We start from the raw sequence: 15,249 nt of genomic DNA, 5'->3' as shown, positions 1-15,249 counted from the left end.
GGCCTACTTCTTCCCGCGCAATTTGCGATGGTGCGACAGGTCGAAGACTTCACTGGGTCCGCCGTCGTCCTGGAGCAGCCCGAGCCGGCGCGCGACTTCCTGGTAGGCGGCTTCTTCCCCGCCGAGATCGCGGCGGAAGCGGTCCTTGTCCAGTTTCTCGCCGGTGGTCATGTCCCACAGGCGGCATCCGTCGGGGCTGATCTCGTCGGCCAGGATGACGCGACTGTAGTCCCCGTCCCAGATACGGCCGAATTCGAGCTTGAAGTCCACAAGGCGGATGTTGATCGTCGCGAACATCCCGCACAGGAAATCGTTGATCCGGATCGCCATGGCGGAGATGTCCTGCATCTCCTCGTTCGAAGCCCAGCCGAAGCACGCGATGTGCTCTTCGCCGACCATCGGATCGCCCAGCGCATCGTCCTTGTAATAGTATTCGATCAGAGTGTGCGGGAGCGGTTCGCCTTCCTCGATGCCGAGACGCTTGGACAGCGAGCCCGCGGCGACATTGCGCAGGACGACCTCGATCGGGATGATCTCGACCTGGCGGACGAGCTGCTCGCGCATGTTGAGCCGGCGGATGAAGTGGGTCGGGATGCCGATGTGCGAAAGGCGGGTGAAGACATACTCGCTGATGCGGTTGTTGATCACGCCCTTGCCATTGATGGTCCCGCGCTTCTGCGCGTTGAAGGCGGTGGCGTCGTCCTTGAAGTACTGGATGATCGTGCCGGGCTCCGGCCCTTCATAGAGGATCTTGGCCTTGCCTTCGTAAATCTGGCGGCGACGAGACATTGCAATTCCCTGGACAGGTCCCGGCGGCGGGCCGCCCGGCGCAAAACGACGAGCCCCGGCACCGATGCGGCCTGCCGCGCGAGGCGGCAAGTTGATGGCATCGAAGGGCCGGGGCGTTTGGCCCATCCTATAGGTCAACCGCCCGCGAAAGGCAATCAAGCTGCCTTGCGCATGCCTGCCGCCGTCGCTGTCGCGGCAAGGCTGCTGGACACGAACCGGGGTTGTGATACCTATGCGCCGCGATGGCAGCCTCCCCAGCGAAAGTCGATCTGAAGCCGCGCGCAGCGTCCGCGCCGTCGCGCCTGCAGGCCGAGCGCAGCGCCGCGACGCGGCGCAAGCTTGTTTGCGCCACGATCGCGACGCTCAATTCGCTGGGCTATACCGCCACCACCACGATCGAGGTGGTGCGCCGTGCCCGCGTCAGCCGCGGGGCCATGCTCCACCACTTCAAGACTCGTGCCGACCTTCTCTTGGCGACGGCCGAACACATTCTCGACGAGCAGGAGCGCGACCGTCGTGAAGTGCTCAGCACGGTGGACCGGGGGCGCGAGCGGTTCTTTGCGATCACCGACGCCATGTGGAACACGATGCGCCAGCCCGAGGCGGTGGCGCTTACCGAGATCATGCTCGGCGCGCGCAGCGATCCCGAAATTCACGGCCCGTTCGCGTTGCTGATGCGCGGCTACAACCAGAAGTTGCTGGACGGCCCCAGCGTCGTCGCCGAGGACCTGGGATATTCCAACACCCGGGCGGTGAGAGCCATGGCCCGGCTCCACGTGGCGGCGATGCGCGGGCTGATGGTCGATCAGCTCTACTGGGACGAGAACGACACGGGCATCGACGATGCCTTCGAATTGCTGGTCTGGTACAAGCGCCTGATCATGCGCTTCCTCGAGGAACCCGCGTTCAAGGATGTCGTCCACGACCTGCCGCGCCCGCTGAAGCGGCAGGGCTCCGTCGGCAAGGATCCTACCTCGCAGAACGACTGAAGCCTTCGGGCAACACTTTCCGGAGCGGTCCATTGGACCTCAACAATCAGCGTTGACTGTTTTTTCCTATCTCTTCAAATAGGCGGGTCGCGACGGTTACCCGCACGAACGGGGCCGGGCGATCACGGGGGAGGAACTTGCGGCATCACCGCCATTCTTTTCCCGTCACGCAATAAGAGCGCCGGCCCACGAGGTCGTCGCCTGGGGAGAGACATCGATGTCGAAAATTGCGCTGCGCACCGCCAGCTCGTTCACCGCCTTTGCCATTTGTTCGCTGTGGTCCGCCGGGGCCATGGCCCAGGTCGGCGGCGATCCCGTTGCGGCGCAGTCCGCCGACGAAGCGGTCCCGGCCAAGGAAATCGTTGTCACCGGCTCGCTGATCCGTGGATCGAGCGAAGACGCGCCGGCTCCTGTCGACGTCATTTCGGCCGACGAGCTTGCCAAGCAGGGCAGCCCATCCGCGCTTGAGCTGATCAAGAACCTGCCGACTTCGAACGGCGTGATCGGAGATGCCAACCAGTTCGATGCCCGTTCGCAGGGCAACGAGGGTGTGGCCTCGATCAACCTGCGCGGCCTTGGCCCGCAGCGAACGCTGGTGCTGCTGAACGGCAAGCGGATCGTCCAGTCGGGCGGCAGCGGCATTCCCATCGTCGACGTCAACCTGATCCCATCGGCCGCGATCGGTCGGATCGAGGTGCTGAAGGACGGCGCAGCGGCGACCTACGGCTCGGACGCGATCGCGGGTGTCGTGAACTTCATTACCAAGACCGACCAGCAGGGCTTCCTCGCTTCGGGCGACTATCGCTACATCAAGGGGTCGAAGGGCGACTACGGCGGCGCGCTCAGCTTCGGGCACTCCGAAGACAACTTCCGCTTCTTCGTTTCGGCCGGTTATCAGCACCGCTCCGAACTGCAGACGACCGACCGCGATTTCACCATTCAGCCTTACGCCACCAATCCGCAGGGCGGATTCACCGGCGGCGGTAACCCTGGCAACTTCGATTTCAACGGTGCCGGCGTCGGCAATCCGGCGATCTTCACCTCCGATCAGGGCTGTACCCCTCTCGGCGGATTTCGCAGCCTGCCGGGATCAACGACCGATCGCTGTTTCGTCAACTTCGCGCAGTTCGACAATCTGGTCGAGCCTGAAGACCGCTTCCAGATCTTCGCAGATACCCAGTTCGACCTGAGCGACCGGGTCAAGCTGCGCCTCAACGGCCTGTGGGGCCATTCGAAGACGCGGATCACCACCTCGCCCAGCTACCTGCCGACCTTGCCGCCTTCGGCAAACTCGGCATTCGGCGGAGCTGGCCTGTTCGTCATCCCGGGCTACACCCCGGCCCTGCGCGATTACTGCGCCACGTTCGGCGCAGCATCGACCTGTGCGACGACGAACGGCGTGCTCAATTCGGCCATCGCGTTCCCGGTTCTGTTCAGGCCGTTCCTCCTCGGCGGAAACCCGCTGTACGGTGGCCGCGGCTCGGCCCATTCGCCGCGCAAGTCTGACGAGTTCCTGGTTTCGGCGGAACTGGACTTCGAGCTGAACGACAACCTGAATGTCACTTCCAGCCTGACCTACAGTGAGTACGACCGGTATTTCGAAGGCACCGACACCTTCGGCGACTTGCTGCAGAACGCGCTGGCCGGCTTCGGCGGGCCAAGCTGCCCGTACGCATCGACGGCGTCGCGCGTTGGGCTCAGCGCTGCGCAGCTTGCAGCGCTCGCCGGGACTAACGGTTGTACTTATTTCAACCCGTTTTCGACCGCGGTTCAGATGAATGCCGTCACCGGCGCGACCAACCCTGCCTATGCGGGATCGCGCAGCACCAATGGGCTGTCGCTCACTCCGGGTGCCGGGCTGATCAACGACCTTGCCACGATTGACCAGTTCTTCGTCGATTCGAGCACGCAGGCCAACACCAGCCAGTGGGTCGCCGACGCGGTGCTTTCGGGCGAGACGGGGATCAACCTTCCCGGCGGTGCAGTCGGTTTCGCGCTTGGCGGGCAGTATCGCACCAACAAGTATTCGCGCATCTACGGCGGCGTCGGCAACCTGCGCGACTACCCGTGCCCCGGCACCCCGCTGAACCCGGCGGCGGTCTGCAGCCCGCAGACAGGCGCACAGGGGTTCCTCGGCACGAACTTCAACGCCTTTGCCAAAAGCGATGTCTACGCCGTGTTCGCCGAGCTTCAGCTTCCGATCACGGATGCGATCCAGGCACAGCTGTCCGCCCGCTATGAGGATTACGGCGGCAACGTGGGTTCGACCTTCGATCCGCAGGCCCGCATCAAGATCCAGCTGACCGACTGGCTCGCCATTCGCGGCGGTGCGGGCTCCACCTTCCGCGGGCCGCCGGCCCAGCAGCTCAAGGGCAACCTGACCTCGCTGCAGGTTATCGGCACGTCGTTCCGCGCGATCGACATCAACGGAAACCCGAACCTCGCCCCGGAAAGCGCCAACACCTATAGCGGCGGCGTGATAGTCGAGACCGGTCCGTTCAAGGCCAGCGTCGATTATTTCCGCTACGACTTCAACGGCCCGATCGAAGGCGAGCCGGTCGCGGGTATCGTAAACGCAATGTTCGGCGCCACCGGCAGCGCCAACTGCGGCAATTCGGCCTACGCCGCGCTGCAGGCCCGCTTCACCTTCACCGGCGCGGGTTGCGGCATCGGCAACGTTCAGCGCCTGCGTACGCAGGCAGTGAACTCCGCCGACGTGTCGACTTCCGGTGTCGACTTCCAGGCGAGCTTCGAAAACGAGTTCGGCGACAACGGGAAGGTGACGCTGGGCTTCTCCGGCACATACATCATCGAATACAAGACCGACGCGGTTACGGTCGAAGGCATCGTGGTCCAGCCGGCGTTCGATGCGGTTGGCCTGCTCAACTATCAGACGACCGCCTACCCGCTGCCGCAGTGGAAGGGCAACGCTTACGCCCAGGGCGATTTCGGCCCGCACTCCCTGCGCGTGCAATACAATTATATCGATGGTTACACCGATCAGCGCGGCGCGGCGGTCTTCGGCCCGAACACCGGCGCGCTCGCCGGTGCGGCGGTCACAACCGGCAAGAAGATCGGCTCGTTCTCGACCGTCGACGTGACCTACCGCCTGGCGCTGGATACGGGCACAACAATCGCCCTCTCGGCGCAGAACGTGTTCGACAAGGATCCGCCGTTCGCGCGTCTCGACTACAACTACGATCCGTTCACCGGCAATCCGCTGGGCCGGACCTTAAAGGTGGCGGTCAGCCAGGCTTTCTGAGCGCTCCCCTTAGTGGCTCGAAGGGGTGGGCGGCCGACAGGCCCTCCACCCCTTTTTGCGTTCTATCCCGATGATTTGCCGCTTGGGACGTCCGCACGCCGGAGCTACTAGGGACTGATGTTTGGCCGCACCTCGCGAACCCAGGGAAAGCTGCTCTCTGGCGCTCTGAAGACTGATCGCGAGCTCCGCGTTCGTCCGATCGGCATGAGCGGGGGTGGCTTGGCCGACGTCTACCACCAGTTCCTGCGGGCGTCGTGGGCACGTCTTTCCGCGCTGTTCGTCGCGACTTTTCTTGGCTTCAACCTCTTCTTCGCCTGGCTCTACTCGCTGCAGCCGGGTTCGGTCGATGTTCACGACGGCCCGCGCCAGGCTGGCCAGTTCTGGGACCTTTTCTTCTTCAGCGTCCAGACCGTGGCGACCATCGGGTACGGCAACATGTTTCCCGTCACCACCTATGCTAACACCCTGGTGGTCGTGGAGATCACCCTCGGGATCATGATGTTCGCTCTCGTCACCGGCGTGGCCTTCGCGCGCTTCTCAAGGCCGACTGCGCGAATCCTGTTCAGCAAGGTCGCGGTCGTCGAGGAGGTGGAAGGGGTCCCCACGCTGATGTTCCGGGCGGCGAACCAGCGGCACAACCTGATCTACGAAGCACAGGTCCGCGTCTCGCTGCTGAGCGATCAGAAAGTTGGACGGGGCAGGATGCGGCGGTTCAACGATCTGGCGCTGCTGCGCGATTCCAACCCCGTCTTCGCGCTGACGTGGACTGTCATGCACCCCATTGACGCCGACAGTCCGCTTCATCCGTGGCTGGCGGATGGCCGAGCGGCAAAGGATGCGGAGATCGTGGTGGTCCTGACCGGGACCGACAATCATACGGGGCAGGCGCTTCACGGGCGTTGGGCCTACGCGGCCGAGGACATTCGCTGGGGTCATCACTTCGTTGACATTATCGGCCAGACCGACAACGGCGAGCGCACCATCAACTATGCCCGCTTCGACGACGTGGTCCCGGCCCCTTCAGGCGATGACGCGGCGTCATAGGGCCAAAGCGCCGGGACTGACGCAGACATGGGCAAGCTGAGCGGCATAAGGGTGGTGGATTGCACGCAATTCCTCCCGGGTCCGATGATGACCGTGATGATGGCCGATCAGGGCGCCGAGGTAATCAAGATCGAGCCTCCCGCCGGCGATCCCGTGCGCGGCCAGGGCCCTTTCGAGGCCGGCCATTCGGTGTGGTTCGCGAACCTCAATCGCGGAAAGTCGAGCGTCGTGGTCGACCTCAAGTCGGATGAGGGCAAAACGCGCCTCGCCGACTTGTGCCGGAATGCCGATGTTTTCGTCGAAGGATTTCGCCCGGGCGTGATGGAACGCCTTGGCTTCGGTTATGCCGCGGTACGCGCGCTCAATCCGCGGATCGTCTACTGCTCGATCTCGGCCTTCGGGCAAAAGGGCGAGCTTGCCCATCATCCCGCGCACGACATGGCGGTGCAGGCGATGGCAGGCTTCCTCAGCGTCAACGACGGGCCGGATGGCGCACCCGTGGTGCCCGGCGTCGCCTCGTCGGACATGGCGGCCGGCCTTACCGCGCTCTCCGCCGTCCTGATGGCGCTTATCGGGCGCGAGAAGACGGGCGAGGGCGACTATATCGACATTGCCATGTTCGACAGTCTGCTGCCGTGGTGCGCGCACACTGCCAGCGAGGCCATTGCCGGAGGGCCTGCGCCGCGTTCGGACAGCCAGCGGTCGCTCGGCGGAGCGGGCTTCTATCAAGTCTATGAAACCAGAGACGGACGCCACGTGGTTCTGGGCGGTCGTGAGCTGAAATTTGCCCGCAACCTGCTCGAGGCGCTGAACCGCGAGGACCTCATCCCCTTGGCAGAAGGAGAGGCGGGGCTAGCCCAGGTGCCGCTGATCGCTTTCCTGCGCGAGACTTTCGCAACCCGGACACGCGACGAATGGGTCGCATGGTTTGCGGATCGTGACGTGGCGTTTGCCCCGGTGCTCGACTTTCGCGAGGCACTGGACGAGCCGCATGTCGCGGCTCGTGGCTTGCTGGTGGAAGCTGACGGGTCGCATCACATCGCGCCGCCAATCCGCTTTGCCGGGGACCCGCCGTGGCAACCAGGCAAGATTCCCGAACTGGGCGAGGAAATCGGCGCCCGCGACTAGCGGGCTTGCCGCCAGTGCTGGGTCTTGCAGACGAACAAGATGCAGCCCTGGACTTTCAGTCGCCCGTCGCTCTCGCGACCGACAATCGACTTGTAGGTCTTTCCCTCCTTGGGACTGTAGATCCGGCCGCGCCAGTCTGCGCCCTGGTCGGTGAAACCTTGCAACACGACAAGCCCCTGCAAAGGCCGATTGCGAAGCTGGGGGTCGGGGTTCTTTGAATCGACCGGCGGCCCCTTTGGCGGTCCGGCGAGCAGCTTCACGACCTTGCCGCACAGGACCTTGCCGCAGTTACCGATGTCCACGATTGCGGTGCCGTCTTCCGTCAACCAGCGCCCCGCGATGGGCTGGGCGGCAAACGCGGTTCCGGCGGCGAACAATAGGGGCACGGCAAGCATAAGGCGCATGGATGGCTCCATTCACAGGAGCTGAAGCCTAGCTGGTGAAAGAAACGCTGCCTAGCGTCGGATGCAGAGCGCAGCCGCCTGCGAAGGTGATCACGCCGAGCGCGAAACTATCGAAAAGTGGTGCCCGGGGACGGAGTCGAACCGCCGACACCATGATTTTCAGTCATGTGCTCTACCAACTGAGCTACCCGGGCATCGCTGCTGCGACGGCTTTTGACGACCGGCGAGCGACAGGAGCGACGCCTATGGCGGCGCGGCCTCATCCTGTCCAGCCTCTTTTGCCGACGCGGATCAGACGGCGTCGTCGCGTTCGCTGTCGGCAAACGGATGCACTGGCTCTGCGGGGATTGCGTAGCCGTCGTCCAGCCATTTGACGAGATCGCGGTCTCGGCAACGGGTCGAGCAGAAGGGAGCATGTTCGGCGGAGCGGGGCTTGCCGCACATCGGGCATTTTGGGATCGAAGCAGTGCTCATGGAGCGATGGCCTGCGCGAAGCCGCCGGTCAGTGCAAGACCTGCGTCGTCATACCAGCGGATCTCCCGCCCCGTGCGGCGCGCAAGTTCCTCCTCCCATTCGCGCTTCATCGCAGCATGGACCGCGGGATGGGCGGTAAGGAGAAGCGCGCCCGGTTCGGTCACGCGTTCGGCCTGGCGCAGCAGCATCCGGACGGCCGCCGGCGCGGGCCTAGCCATGCGCTGGATGAACGAAGGGCGCTCAAGACGCGAGACTAGCTGGACGAAGCCGAATCCGTTCATCGCCGTGCGCTCCCTCCGCCAGTCGCCCAGCGCGTCCGCCAGGGCGGCGTCCGCTGCCTGGCGGTCGCGCTTGTCGGCGAGGGTGGGAAAATCGATCCCCACCGAACCGCTGATGTCGAAACGGCGCAGTGCATCCGCAATCGCCGGGATTGCCGCAAGCGCGAGTGCGGGGCCGGGCAGCGCCCCGTCCACGTCGATCAGCGTCATGGCCGGGGTGGGGCTGATCGTCAGCAAGCCCCCTGGAAAATCGACGGTTTGCGAAAGCGCCTGTTCGAGCAGTTCGTGCCACCCCGCGTCCGAAAAATCGTGATCGGTGATCCGAAGCTCACGCACGGTTTCGCCGGCATCGCGCAAGGCTTCGAGCAGGCTTGGCGCGGGCCTTGGCTCTGAATCGAGAGCAGGCCTTGCCTGGGCAAGCTTGGTGCGCCCGCGTTCGGCAATCGGTGCGCGGGTGATCCGAACGATGAGGCGCGCGCCTTGCGTCGTATCGCCCGGCAACTGATCGACGAGTACTTCGGTCCCGTCAGACAGGCGTACCGTGCCGCGCTTCCCCTTTCGCGCAACAAGCTGGCCCTCGATGACAAGTCCCGCGCGCAGGGCTTCACCCCAGTCGATCCGGGCCGCGCAGATCCGGCCCTCCTCGACAAGGATCGCGCGTTCTTCACCGATCCCGAATTCGTAGAGCCATTCAGCCAAGCGAAAATCCGGCGGCAAGGAGCAGGCGGCGAGTCTCGAACAGGGGCAGGCCCATTACCCCCGAATGGCTGCCGCCGAGCCAGGCGACCAGCGCTTCGGCGCGGCCCTGGATCGCGTATCCGCCAGCTTTGCCGTGCCATTCGCCGCTGGCAATGTAGCCGTCGATCTCGCCAGGGCTGAGCGGCTTGAAGCGGACGATGGTCTCGCTCAATGCGGTACGAAGCGAACCGTCGGGGGCCTGCAGGGCGACACCGGAAAACACGCGATGCCGCCGCCCGGACAACAGCGCGAGGCACTTGCGTGCCGTCGCCTCATCCTCCGCCTTCGGCAGGATCCTGCGACCGACGCCTACCACCGTGTCGCCGGCCAGGACATGGGCGTCACCGGCCTGCGGAGCCGCGGCGCGAGCCTTCTCCGCGGCAAGACGCAGCGCGTGCACGCGCGGAAGCTCGCCGCGAAGAGGGCTCTCGTCGATTTCGGTTGAGACGATCGCCAGCGGCACGATGCCAAGACGGGCGAGGAGCTCGACCCGGCGAGGACTGGCCGAAGCGAGGATCAGGCCGGCAGTGCGAGCGGCGCTGCCGCCAGCGCTATCGGCTGTGTTTTTCAGAACTGGCCGGGGCCGCCGCGCCCCGGCATGAAGCGGTAGGTGATCCGGCCCTTGGTCAGGTCATAAGGCGTGAGTTCGACGAGCACTTCGTCGCCGACTAGAACGCGAATGCGGTTCTTGCGCATCTTGCCTGCAGTGTGGCCAAGGATCTCGTGGTCGTTCTCGAGCCGGACACGGAACATTGCGTTTGGCAGCAGTTCGACGACCGTGCCGCGCATCTCGAGAAGTTCTTCTTTCGCCATAGGCGGTTAATTCGCTTCCATTTCGGGCCCCGAACGGGCTGGGCCGCGCCATAGCTGCACGTGGCGCAAAAGGAAAGCCCGCTGCCGTCGGGCCGGGAACCGGCTACAATTTGATACGCTTTGCGCCTTGATGCGCCATCCGCCGCTTGCCAGTTCAACTGGACAAGGCGGGGGACCGGGCGGCGCCCGCGCTGCCGGAAATTACGAAAGGCCGAAATTGATGACAGCCCGCTCCGCGGCCTCGCTTGCCGCTATTGCTGCCGCATTGGCCGCAGCACCGGCTTTTGCCCAGGACGCCGCAACGCCTGTGCCGCCGACGGCGGATACTCCCGGATCAAGTGATCCCAACACCGTTGTCCCTGCGCCGACCGATACGACGACCGAAGTGCCGGGCGACCAGCCGGGCGAGATCGTGGTCGTCGCCAGCCGGGTCGCGGGCCAGGTCCAGACCGACAAGGCGCCAATTCAGGAGCTCGATGAAAAGGCGGTCGCTTCCTATGGCGCGGGTAGCCTTGCCGACCTGCTGAGCGCGCTCGCGCCCCAGACGGGCTCGGGTCGCGGTCGCGGCGGCGGCGGCGCGGTGGTGCTGTTGAACGGCCAGCGTATCTCGGGCTTTCGAGAACTTCGCAACTTTCCGCCGGAGGCGATACGCAAGGTCGAAATTCTGCCCGAGGAAGTCGCGCTCCAGTTCGGCTATCCGCCCGATCAGCGCGTGGTGAATTTCATCCTGAAGGACCAGTTCGCCAGCCTCACCGCTGAGGCGCAATACGGCATTCCCACAGCGGGCGGATTCTCGACCGGGCAGCTCGAAACGTCGCTGGTCAAGATATCCGGCCAGTCGCGCCTCAACCTGACAGGCACAATCGCTGACGGAAGTCCGCTGACCGAAGCCGAACGCAAGATCATCCAGCCCGCACCAACCGGAGCCATAGTGACCGGCGATCCCGCCGAGGCACGGTACCGCACCCTGATCCCGGACACGCATTCGATCGGGGTCAACGCCACGTTCGCGCGTCCGCTGGGACAAGGCACCTCGTTCAGCATGAACGGCGCGCTCTCGAAGGACTACACGCGCTCGCTGTTCGGGCTCAACGGTGTCACTTTGGCAGCGCCTGACGGTACGACGGTCGCCCGCAGCTACCTTTATCCCAATCCCCTGACGCGTCAGGGCGAGACGGTGACGGCTCAGGCCGGCGCAGCTCTCAGCAAGCAGATCAGCGGCTGGCGGCTGGCTGTGACCGCGGATTACAGCCATGTAGACAGCGTCTCGCGCACCGATCGGCGCGCAGATGCAGCGGCTGTCCAGGCGCTGGTGTCCGCTGGTTTTCTGTCGCCCACGGGCGCTATTCCGACGGGCTCGATCACGACATTGCCCGACGATCGCGCCAAGACCGTGACCGATACCGGCACAAGCCTGGTAACATTCAGCGGTCGGCCGTTCAGGATGCCTGCGGGAGAAGCCTCGCTGACTGCAAAGGCAGGCTTTGACTATCGCGCCATCAACAGTTCGAATACCCGCGCGGGGAGCGACATCAACCTGCATCGAAGCGAGGTTTCGGGTGGCCTCAATCTGGATCTGCCGCTCACGAGCCGGCGCGAGGATGTGTTGGCAGGAGTCGGTGACCTGTCTCTCAACCTCAACGCTGACGTCGATCACCTCTCCGATTTCGGCACGCTTTATGGGTATGGGGCGGGCCTGACCTGGTCGCCGACCGAGCGGCTCACATTCCAGGCGAGTTTCATCGGCAAGGACGCGGCGCCGGGCCTGTCGGACCTCGGCGGAGCTGTGCTGACGACGCCCAACGTGACCGTCTTCGATTTCGCGCGCGGTGAAACCGTGCTCGCGACGATCACCAGCGGCGGCAATCCGCAGCTGGTCAAGGAGCGGCAGCGCGACTGGAAGCTCGGCGTAAACTGGCGGTTGCCGTTTCTTGAGGGGTCCAATTTCGTCGCCGAATACTTTCGGAACCGATCGTATGACACGACCAACGCCTTCCCGCTGCTGACCCCTGCGGTCGAGGCGGCGTTTCCCGGCCGCGTGACGCGCGATGCAAGCGGGCGGCTGATCGCCATCGACCAGCGCCCGGTTACCTTCGAGGAAGAGCGGGGCGAGCGGCTACGTTACGGCTTCAATCTTTCGGGCGCATTCGGCAAGGCTGACCCCAATGCCACGTCGGGGCGGTTCGGGATGGGCGGACGCGGCGGCGGAGGTGGCGGTGACGGCCCACGCCGCGCGCCCGGCACAGGCGGTCCGGGCGGCGGCGGCGGCGGCCCGCGGATGGGCGGCGGGGGCAGAGGTTTCGGCGGAGGCGGCGATGGCCGCGGACGCTGGAACGTTTCGATCTATCACACGATCCGCTTCGAACAGTCGGTCCGCATAGCCGACAACGGACCCTTGCTCGATCTTCTCGATGGGGACGCGATCAGCGGCGGCGGCGTTGCCCGGCATGGGATCGAGCTGGAAGGCGGCGGCTTTTATCGCGGCTTCGGCCTGCGAGCCTCGGCCAACTACACCGGCGGCACGCATATCGACGGCAGCGGCCTGCCGGGCTCTACCCGCCTGGATTTCGCGCCGTTGGCCAAGTTCGACTTGCGGTTGTTCGCGGACCTTGGCCAGCAGAAGAGCTTGGTTAAGTCAGTGCCGTTCTTTGAGAACACGAGAGTGTCGCTGCGCGTGAACAACCTGTTCGACGCGCAACAGCGCGTAACCGACGCCAACGGCCTCGTTCCGCTGCGCTACCAGCCCGGGTTCCTCGATCCGCAGGGCCGGGTGGTGCGGATCGAGCTGCGCAAGATGTTCTGAGCGTGTGCCCCTAATGCGCGCGAACCGCGGGAAACAGTACTTTCGCAAGCCCGCGCGGCGCGAATTTGCGCCAGCTATCTTCCGGCTGGGCAAGCCGGTCGGCGATCACGAACATCACCGAAGGATTCACCCCCAAGCCGACATGGCTGGCATGCACTTCGATGTTCTCAGTGCGCGAATGATCGGCAAGCTCGGGATGCTGAAGCGATCCGCGCCATGCCACTACGCCATCGGTGCGGGTGTATATCGACGTGGTGGGTACCGGGGGCGCGTGGCCCGTGTCCACGAACCGGCCCTCGCGCTGCGGCTCGGGGGTCTTGCCGTTGATGGCGTGAAACAGATGCCGCGCATTCGAATGATTGCGGTCGGGAGAGATCGGGCTGCCCAGCGAGATGACCTGCCTGACCATTTCCGGGTGTAGCTTGGCCAGTTCGCGGGCAAACAGGCCGCCCAGGCTCCACCCGACGATGGAAACCTTGCCGCCGCTCCGCTCGTGAAGCTCGCGCAACCGTGCGCTCATCGCCGCAATCCGGGCATTATCGACCCGCAGGTTGCGGCCAAGGTCCCAGCCGGCGACGTCATAGCCAAGGTCGGCGAGCAGCGAACGCATCGGCCTGGTCGAGCTGTCGGACGCCATGAAGCCGGGAAGCACCAGAACGCCATGCCCGTCTCCGCGCGGCAGCAGCGACATCGCCGGCCGCATGGCGAAGAACGATGCGAGTTCCGCCATCCCGCGCGCGCCTTCGGCCAGAGTCAGCAGGCCGCTAGGTGGCTTCGCGGGGCGGGAATCGCGGTGGATTGCGGCAGAGGTCATGACGGTTTGGTTGCCCTATTAGGCACCGGCTTTGCGGCCCGTGCGGATTTCGGTGGGTTCTTGCGCTTCGCCCCTGCTGTGGCGGGGGCAGGCGCAGCTGTCTTGGGCTTGGAACTCGCTGCTGCGGGTTTGGTGCCGCGCCGTGCCGGATTTTTCGGTGGAACAGCTTCTTTCGCGGGTTCGGCCTTCTTGCGCGGCGTGGCCCTTTCCGCGGCCGGAGCCCTCGTAGCCGCGAGCAGATCTGCAAAGCTGTCGGCAAGGCATTGGGCGTAGAAATCAGGGTCGGGCATGAGGTCGCGGTCGGCGGTAAATGCGATCGTCGCCTCGTCGACATAGCTCTGGACGACGTGGGCCAGCCCCATGCCGTCGGTCAGGCAGACCAGACCCATCATCGAATGCAGCCGCGCTCCGGCCGAATAGATCGGCACCGGCGGACCCGGCACGTTTGTGACGACGGTAGTGAACGGCGGGACGACCCGGTTGGCAAGGCCCAGCCGGGTGTAGAGCTGGGCGCCGAGAGCCATGAACAGCGCGGGACTGACCTTGCTCATCTCGGTCATGTTGCGCGCACCGATCGCCTCGGTCATCGCCTTGGAATTCATGGTCTGCGAATGGACGTAGCGCAGCCGTTCAGCCGGATCCTCGATATGTGTCCCGAGCGGCGCGACCATGGCTGCAACCTGGTTGCCCATGTCGCCTTTCTCGCCCTGGCTGCGAACGGAGATCGGGGCCATCGCGGTCAGCGTCTTGTCGGGCAGGTCGCCCTTCGACAGCAGATAGCGGCGCATCGCCCCGCCGATGATCGCCAGGAACACGTCGTTGACCTTCGAACCGGGGGCGAGGGCGTGGATCGCCTTGATGTCCGCCAAGGGAAAGCTGCGACCCTCGACCACCCGGTGCGGGCTAATGGAGACGTTGAACCGGCTGCGCGGAGCGATCATCTCGCCCGACAGGCTGATGTCCTTGGCGACGACGCCCTTCACCAGCGAAAACAGCCCTGGCATCGCCCGCGCGGCAACGTCCACCTGACGTAGCGGGTTGCGAAGGTTGTTGAGCCATGACCGGGCGAGCAGTTGGACCGTCGAGGGCACCTTTTCGGGCTTCCAGTTGTCGGGCTCGTTCGGCGGAGGCTGATGCGGATCGGTCGAATGAAGCGCTTCCATCAGGTCGATCCCGCTCATGCCGTCGATCGCCGCATGATGGACCTTCGTCACCATCGCGAAGCTGCCCGGCGGCACGCCGGGAATGTTGCCCAGCCCCTCGACGACAGTGAACTCCCAGGGGGGGCGCGATAGGTCGAGCGGGCGCGCGAATATCCGCGCCGCCTGGATGCAGAGCTGGCGCCAGTCCCCAGGCTGCGGCAGCGCGACATGGCGCACGTGATATTCGAGATCGAAGTGCTCGTCCTCGACCCAATAGGGATAATCCAGGTCGAAGGGAACGCGGACCAGGCGCTGGCGCACGGTCTTGGAAAATTGCAGCCGGCTTTGATAGAACGCCAGAATATCCTTGAAGCGGACGAACCCGCCGGGGGCGGTGGCCGGATCGTAAATCAGGATCGAGCCGATGTGCATGGGGGAATTGCGCGTTTCGAGCGCGACGAAGGACGAATCCATCCCTTGCAACTGGTGCATCCGGCTCTCCCAGGTGCCTGGACGATCATGCGCCGCCGGTCACCTCGACAAGGGGTAACACATGGCTTGAGCGCGTCAA

13 protein-coding genes and 1 tRNA gene are annotated in these 15,249 nt (G+C 64.9%); 5 read left to right on the top strand and 9 right to left on the bottom strand.

What is annotated here, in order from left to right:
• Nucleotides 1-3: 3 nt before the first annotated feature.
• A complete protein-coding gene (gene purC / locus ACFO0A_RS07350; protein WP_379538359.1) occupies nucleotides 4-789 on the bottom strand; it encodes a phosphoribosylaminoimidazolesuccinocarboxamide synthase in 786 nt (261 codons plus the stop codon).
• Nucleotides 790-1,031: 242 nt separating this feature from the next.
• Between purC and ACFO0A_RS07345 the strand changes: the two genes are divergently transcribed.
• From ACFO0A_RS07345 to ACFO0A_RS07330, 4 genes are all read left to right on the top strand, one after another.
• A complete protein-coding gene (locus ACFO0A_RS07345; RefSeq protein WP_379538358.1) occupies nucleotides 1,032-1,778 on the top strand; it encodes a TetR/AcrR family transcriptional regulator in 747 nt (248 codons plus the stop codon).
• 217 nt (nucleotides 1,779-1,995) lie between these two features.
• On the top strand, nucleotides 1,996-5,040 hold the full coding sequence (locus tag ACFO0A_RS07340; protein ID WP_379538357.1) for a TonB-dependent receptor plug domain-containing protein: 3,045 nt from the start codon (nucleotides 1,996-1,998) through the stop codon (nucleotides 5,038-5,040).
• Between the two features lie 117 nt (nucleotides 5,041-5,157).
• Nucleotides 5,158-6,084, top strand: coding sequence for an ion channel (locus ACFO0A_RS07335; RefSeq protein ID WP_379538356.1), 927 nt, complete (start codon nucleotides 5,158-5,160; stop codon nucleotides 6,082-6,084).
• Between the two features lie 27 nt (nucleotides 6,085-6,111).
• A complete protein-coding gene (locus tag ACFO0A_RS07330) occupies nucleotides 6,112-7,212 on the top strand; it encodes a CaiB/BaiF CoA transferase family protein (protein WP_379538355.1) in 1,101 nt (366 codons plus the stop codon).
• Here the strand turns inward: ACFO0A_RS07330 and ACFO0A_RS07325 are convergent.
• From ACFO0A_RS07325 to infA, 6 genes are all read right to left on the bottom strand, one after another.
• Nucleotides 7,209-7,616: a DUF2147 domain-containing protein gene (locus ACFO0A_RS07325; protein WP_379538354.1), complete on the bottom strand. Its 408-nt coding sequence runs from the start codon at nucleotides 7,614-7,616 to the stop codon at nucleotides 7,209-7,211. The genes ACFO0A_RS07330 and ACFO0A_RS07325 overlap by 4 nt on opposite strands.
• A gap of 118 nt (nucleotides 7,617-7,734) precedes the next feature.
• A tRNA-Phe gene (locus ACFO0A_RS07320) sits at nucleotides 7,735-7,810 on the bottom strand.
• Between the two features lie 97 nt (nucleotides 7,811-7,907).
• Entirely contained in the window at nucleotides 7,908-8,090 is a 183-nt protein-coding gene (gene yacG / locus ACFO0A_RS07315; protein WP_379538353.1) for a DNA gyrase inhibitor YacG, read from the bottom strand.
• Nucleotides 8,087-9,067: a ribonuclease E/G gene (locus ACFO0A_RS07310; protein ID WP_379538352.1), complete on the bottom strand. Its 981-nt coding sequence runs from the start codon at nucleotides 9,065-9,067 to the stop codon at nucleotides 8,087-8,089. The genes yacG and ACFO0A_RS07310 overlap by 4 nt, the downstream gene beginning before the upstream one ends.
• Nucleotides 9,060-9,626, bottom strand: coding sequence for a Maf family protein (locus ACFO0A_RS07305; RefSeq protein WP_379538471.1), 567 nt, complete (start codon nucleotides 9,624-9,626; stop codon nucleotides 9,060-9,062). The genes ACFO0A_RS07310 and ACFO0A_RS07305 overlap by 8 nt, the downstream gene beginning before the upstream one ends.
• A 47-nt stretch (nucleotides 9,627-9,673) precedes the next feature.
• Nucleotides 9,674-9,919, bottom strand: a complete 246-nt coding sequence (gene infA, locus ACFO0A_RS07300) for a translation initiation factor IF-1 (protein WP_068073902.1) — start codon at nucleotides 9,917-9,919, stop codon at nucleotides 9,674-9,676.
• A 220-nt stretch (nucleotides 9,920-10,139) separates the two neighbouring features.
• Between infA and ACFO0A_RS07295 the strand changes: the two genes are divergently transcribed.
• On the top strand, nucleotides 10,140-12,722 hold the full coding sequence (locus ACFO0A_RS07295) for a TonB-dependent receptor (RefSeq protein WP_379538351.1): 2,583 nt from the start codon (nucleotides 10,140-10,142) through the stop codon (nucleotides 12,720-12,722).
• A 10-nt stretch (nucleotides 12,723-12,732) separates the two neighbouring features.
• Here ACFO0A_RS07295 and ACFO0A_RS07290 read toward each other — a convergent pair whose 3' ends face one another.
• Nucleotides 12,733-13,536 carry an esterase/lipase family protein gene (locus ACFO0A_RS07290; protein ID WP_379538350.1) on the bottom strand — a complete coding sequence of 268 codons (804 nt, stop codon included), beginning with the start codon at nucleotides 13,534-13,536 and terminating at the stop codon, nucleotides 12,733-12,735.
• Nucleotides 13,533-15,170: a WS/DGAT/MGAT family O-acyltransferase gene (locus tag ACFO0A_RS07285; protein ID WP_379538349.1), complete on the bottom strand. Its 1,638-nt coding sequence runs from the start codon at nucleotides 15,168-15,170 to the stop codon at nucleotides 13,533-13,535. The genes ACFO0A_RS07290 and ACFO0A_RS07285 overlap by 4 nt, the downstream gene beginning before the upstream one ends.
• Nucleotides 15,171-15,249 lie beyond the last annotated feature (79 nt).

Source organism: Novosphingobium tardum (assembly GCF_042652045.1).
Taxonomy (GTDB): Bacteria; Pseudomonadota; Alphaproteobacteria; order Sphingomonadales; family Sphingomonadaceae; genus Novosphingobium; species Novosphingobium tardum.
The sequence above is the reverse complement of the archived record's forward strand: the minus strand, read 5'-3'. Positions and strand labels throughout refer to the sequence as shown.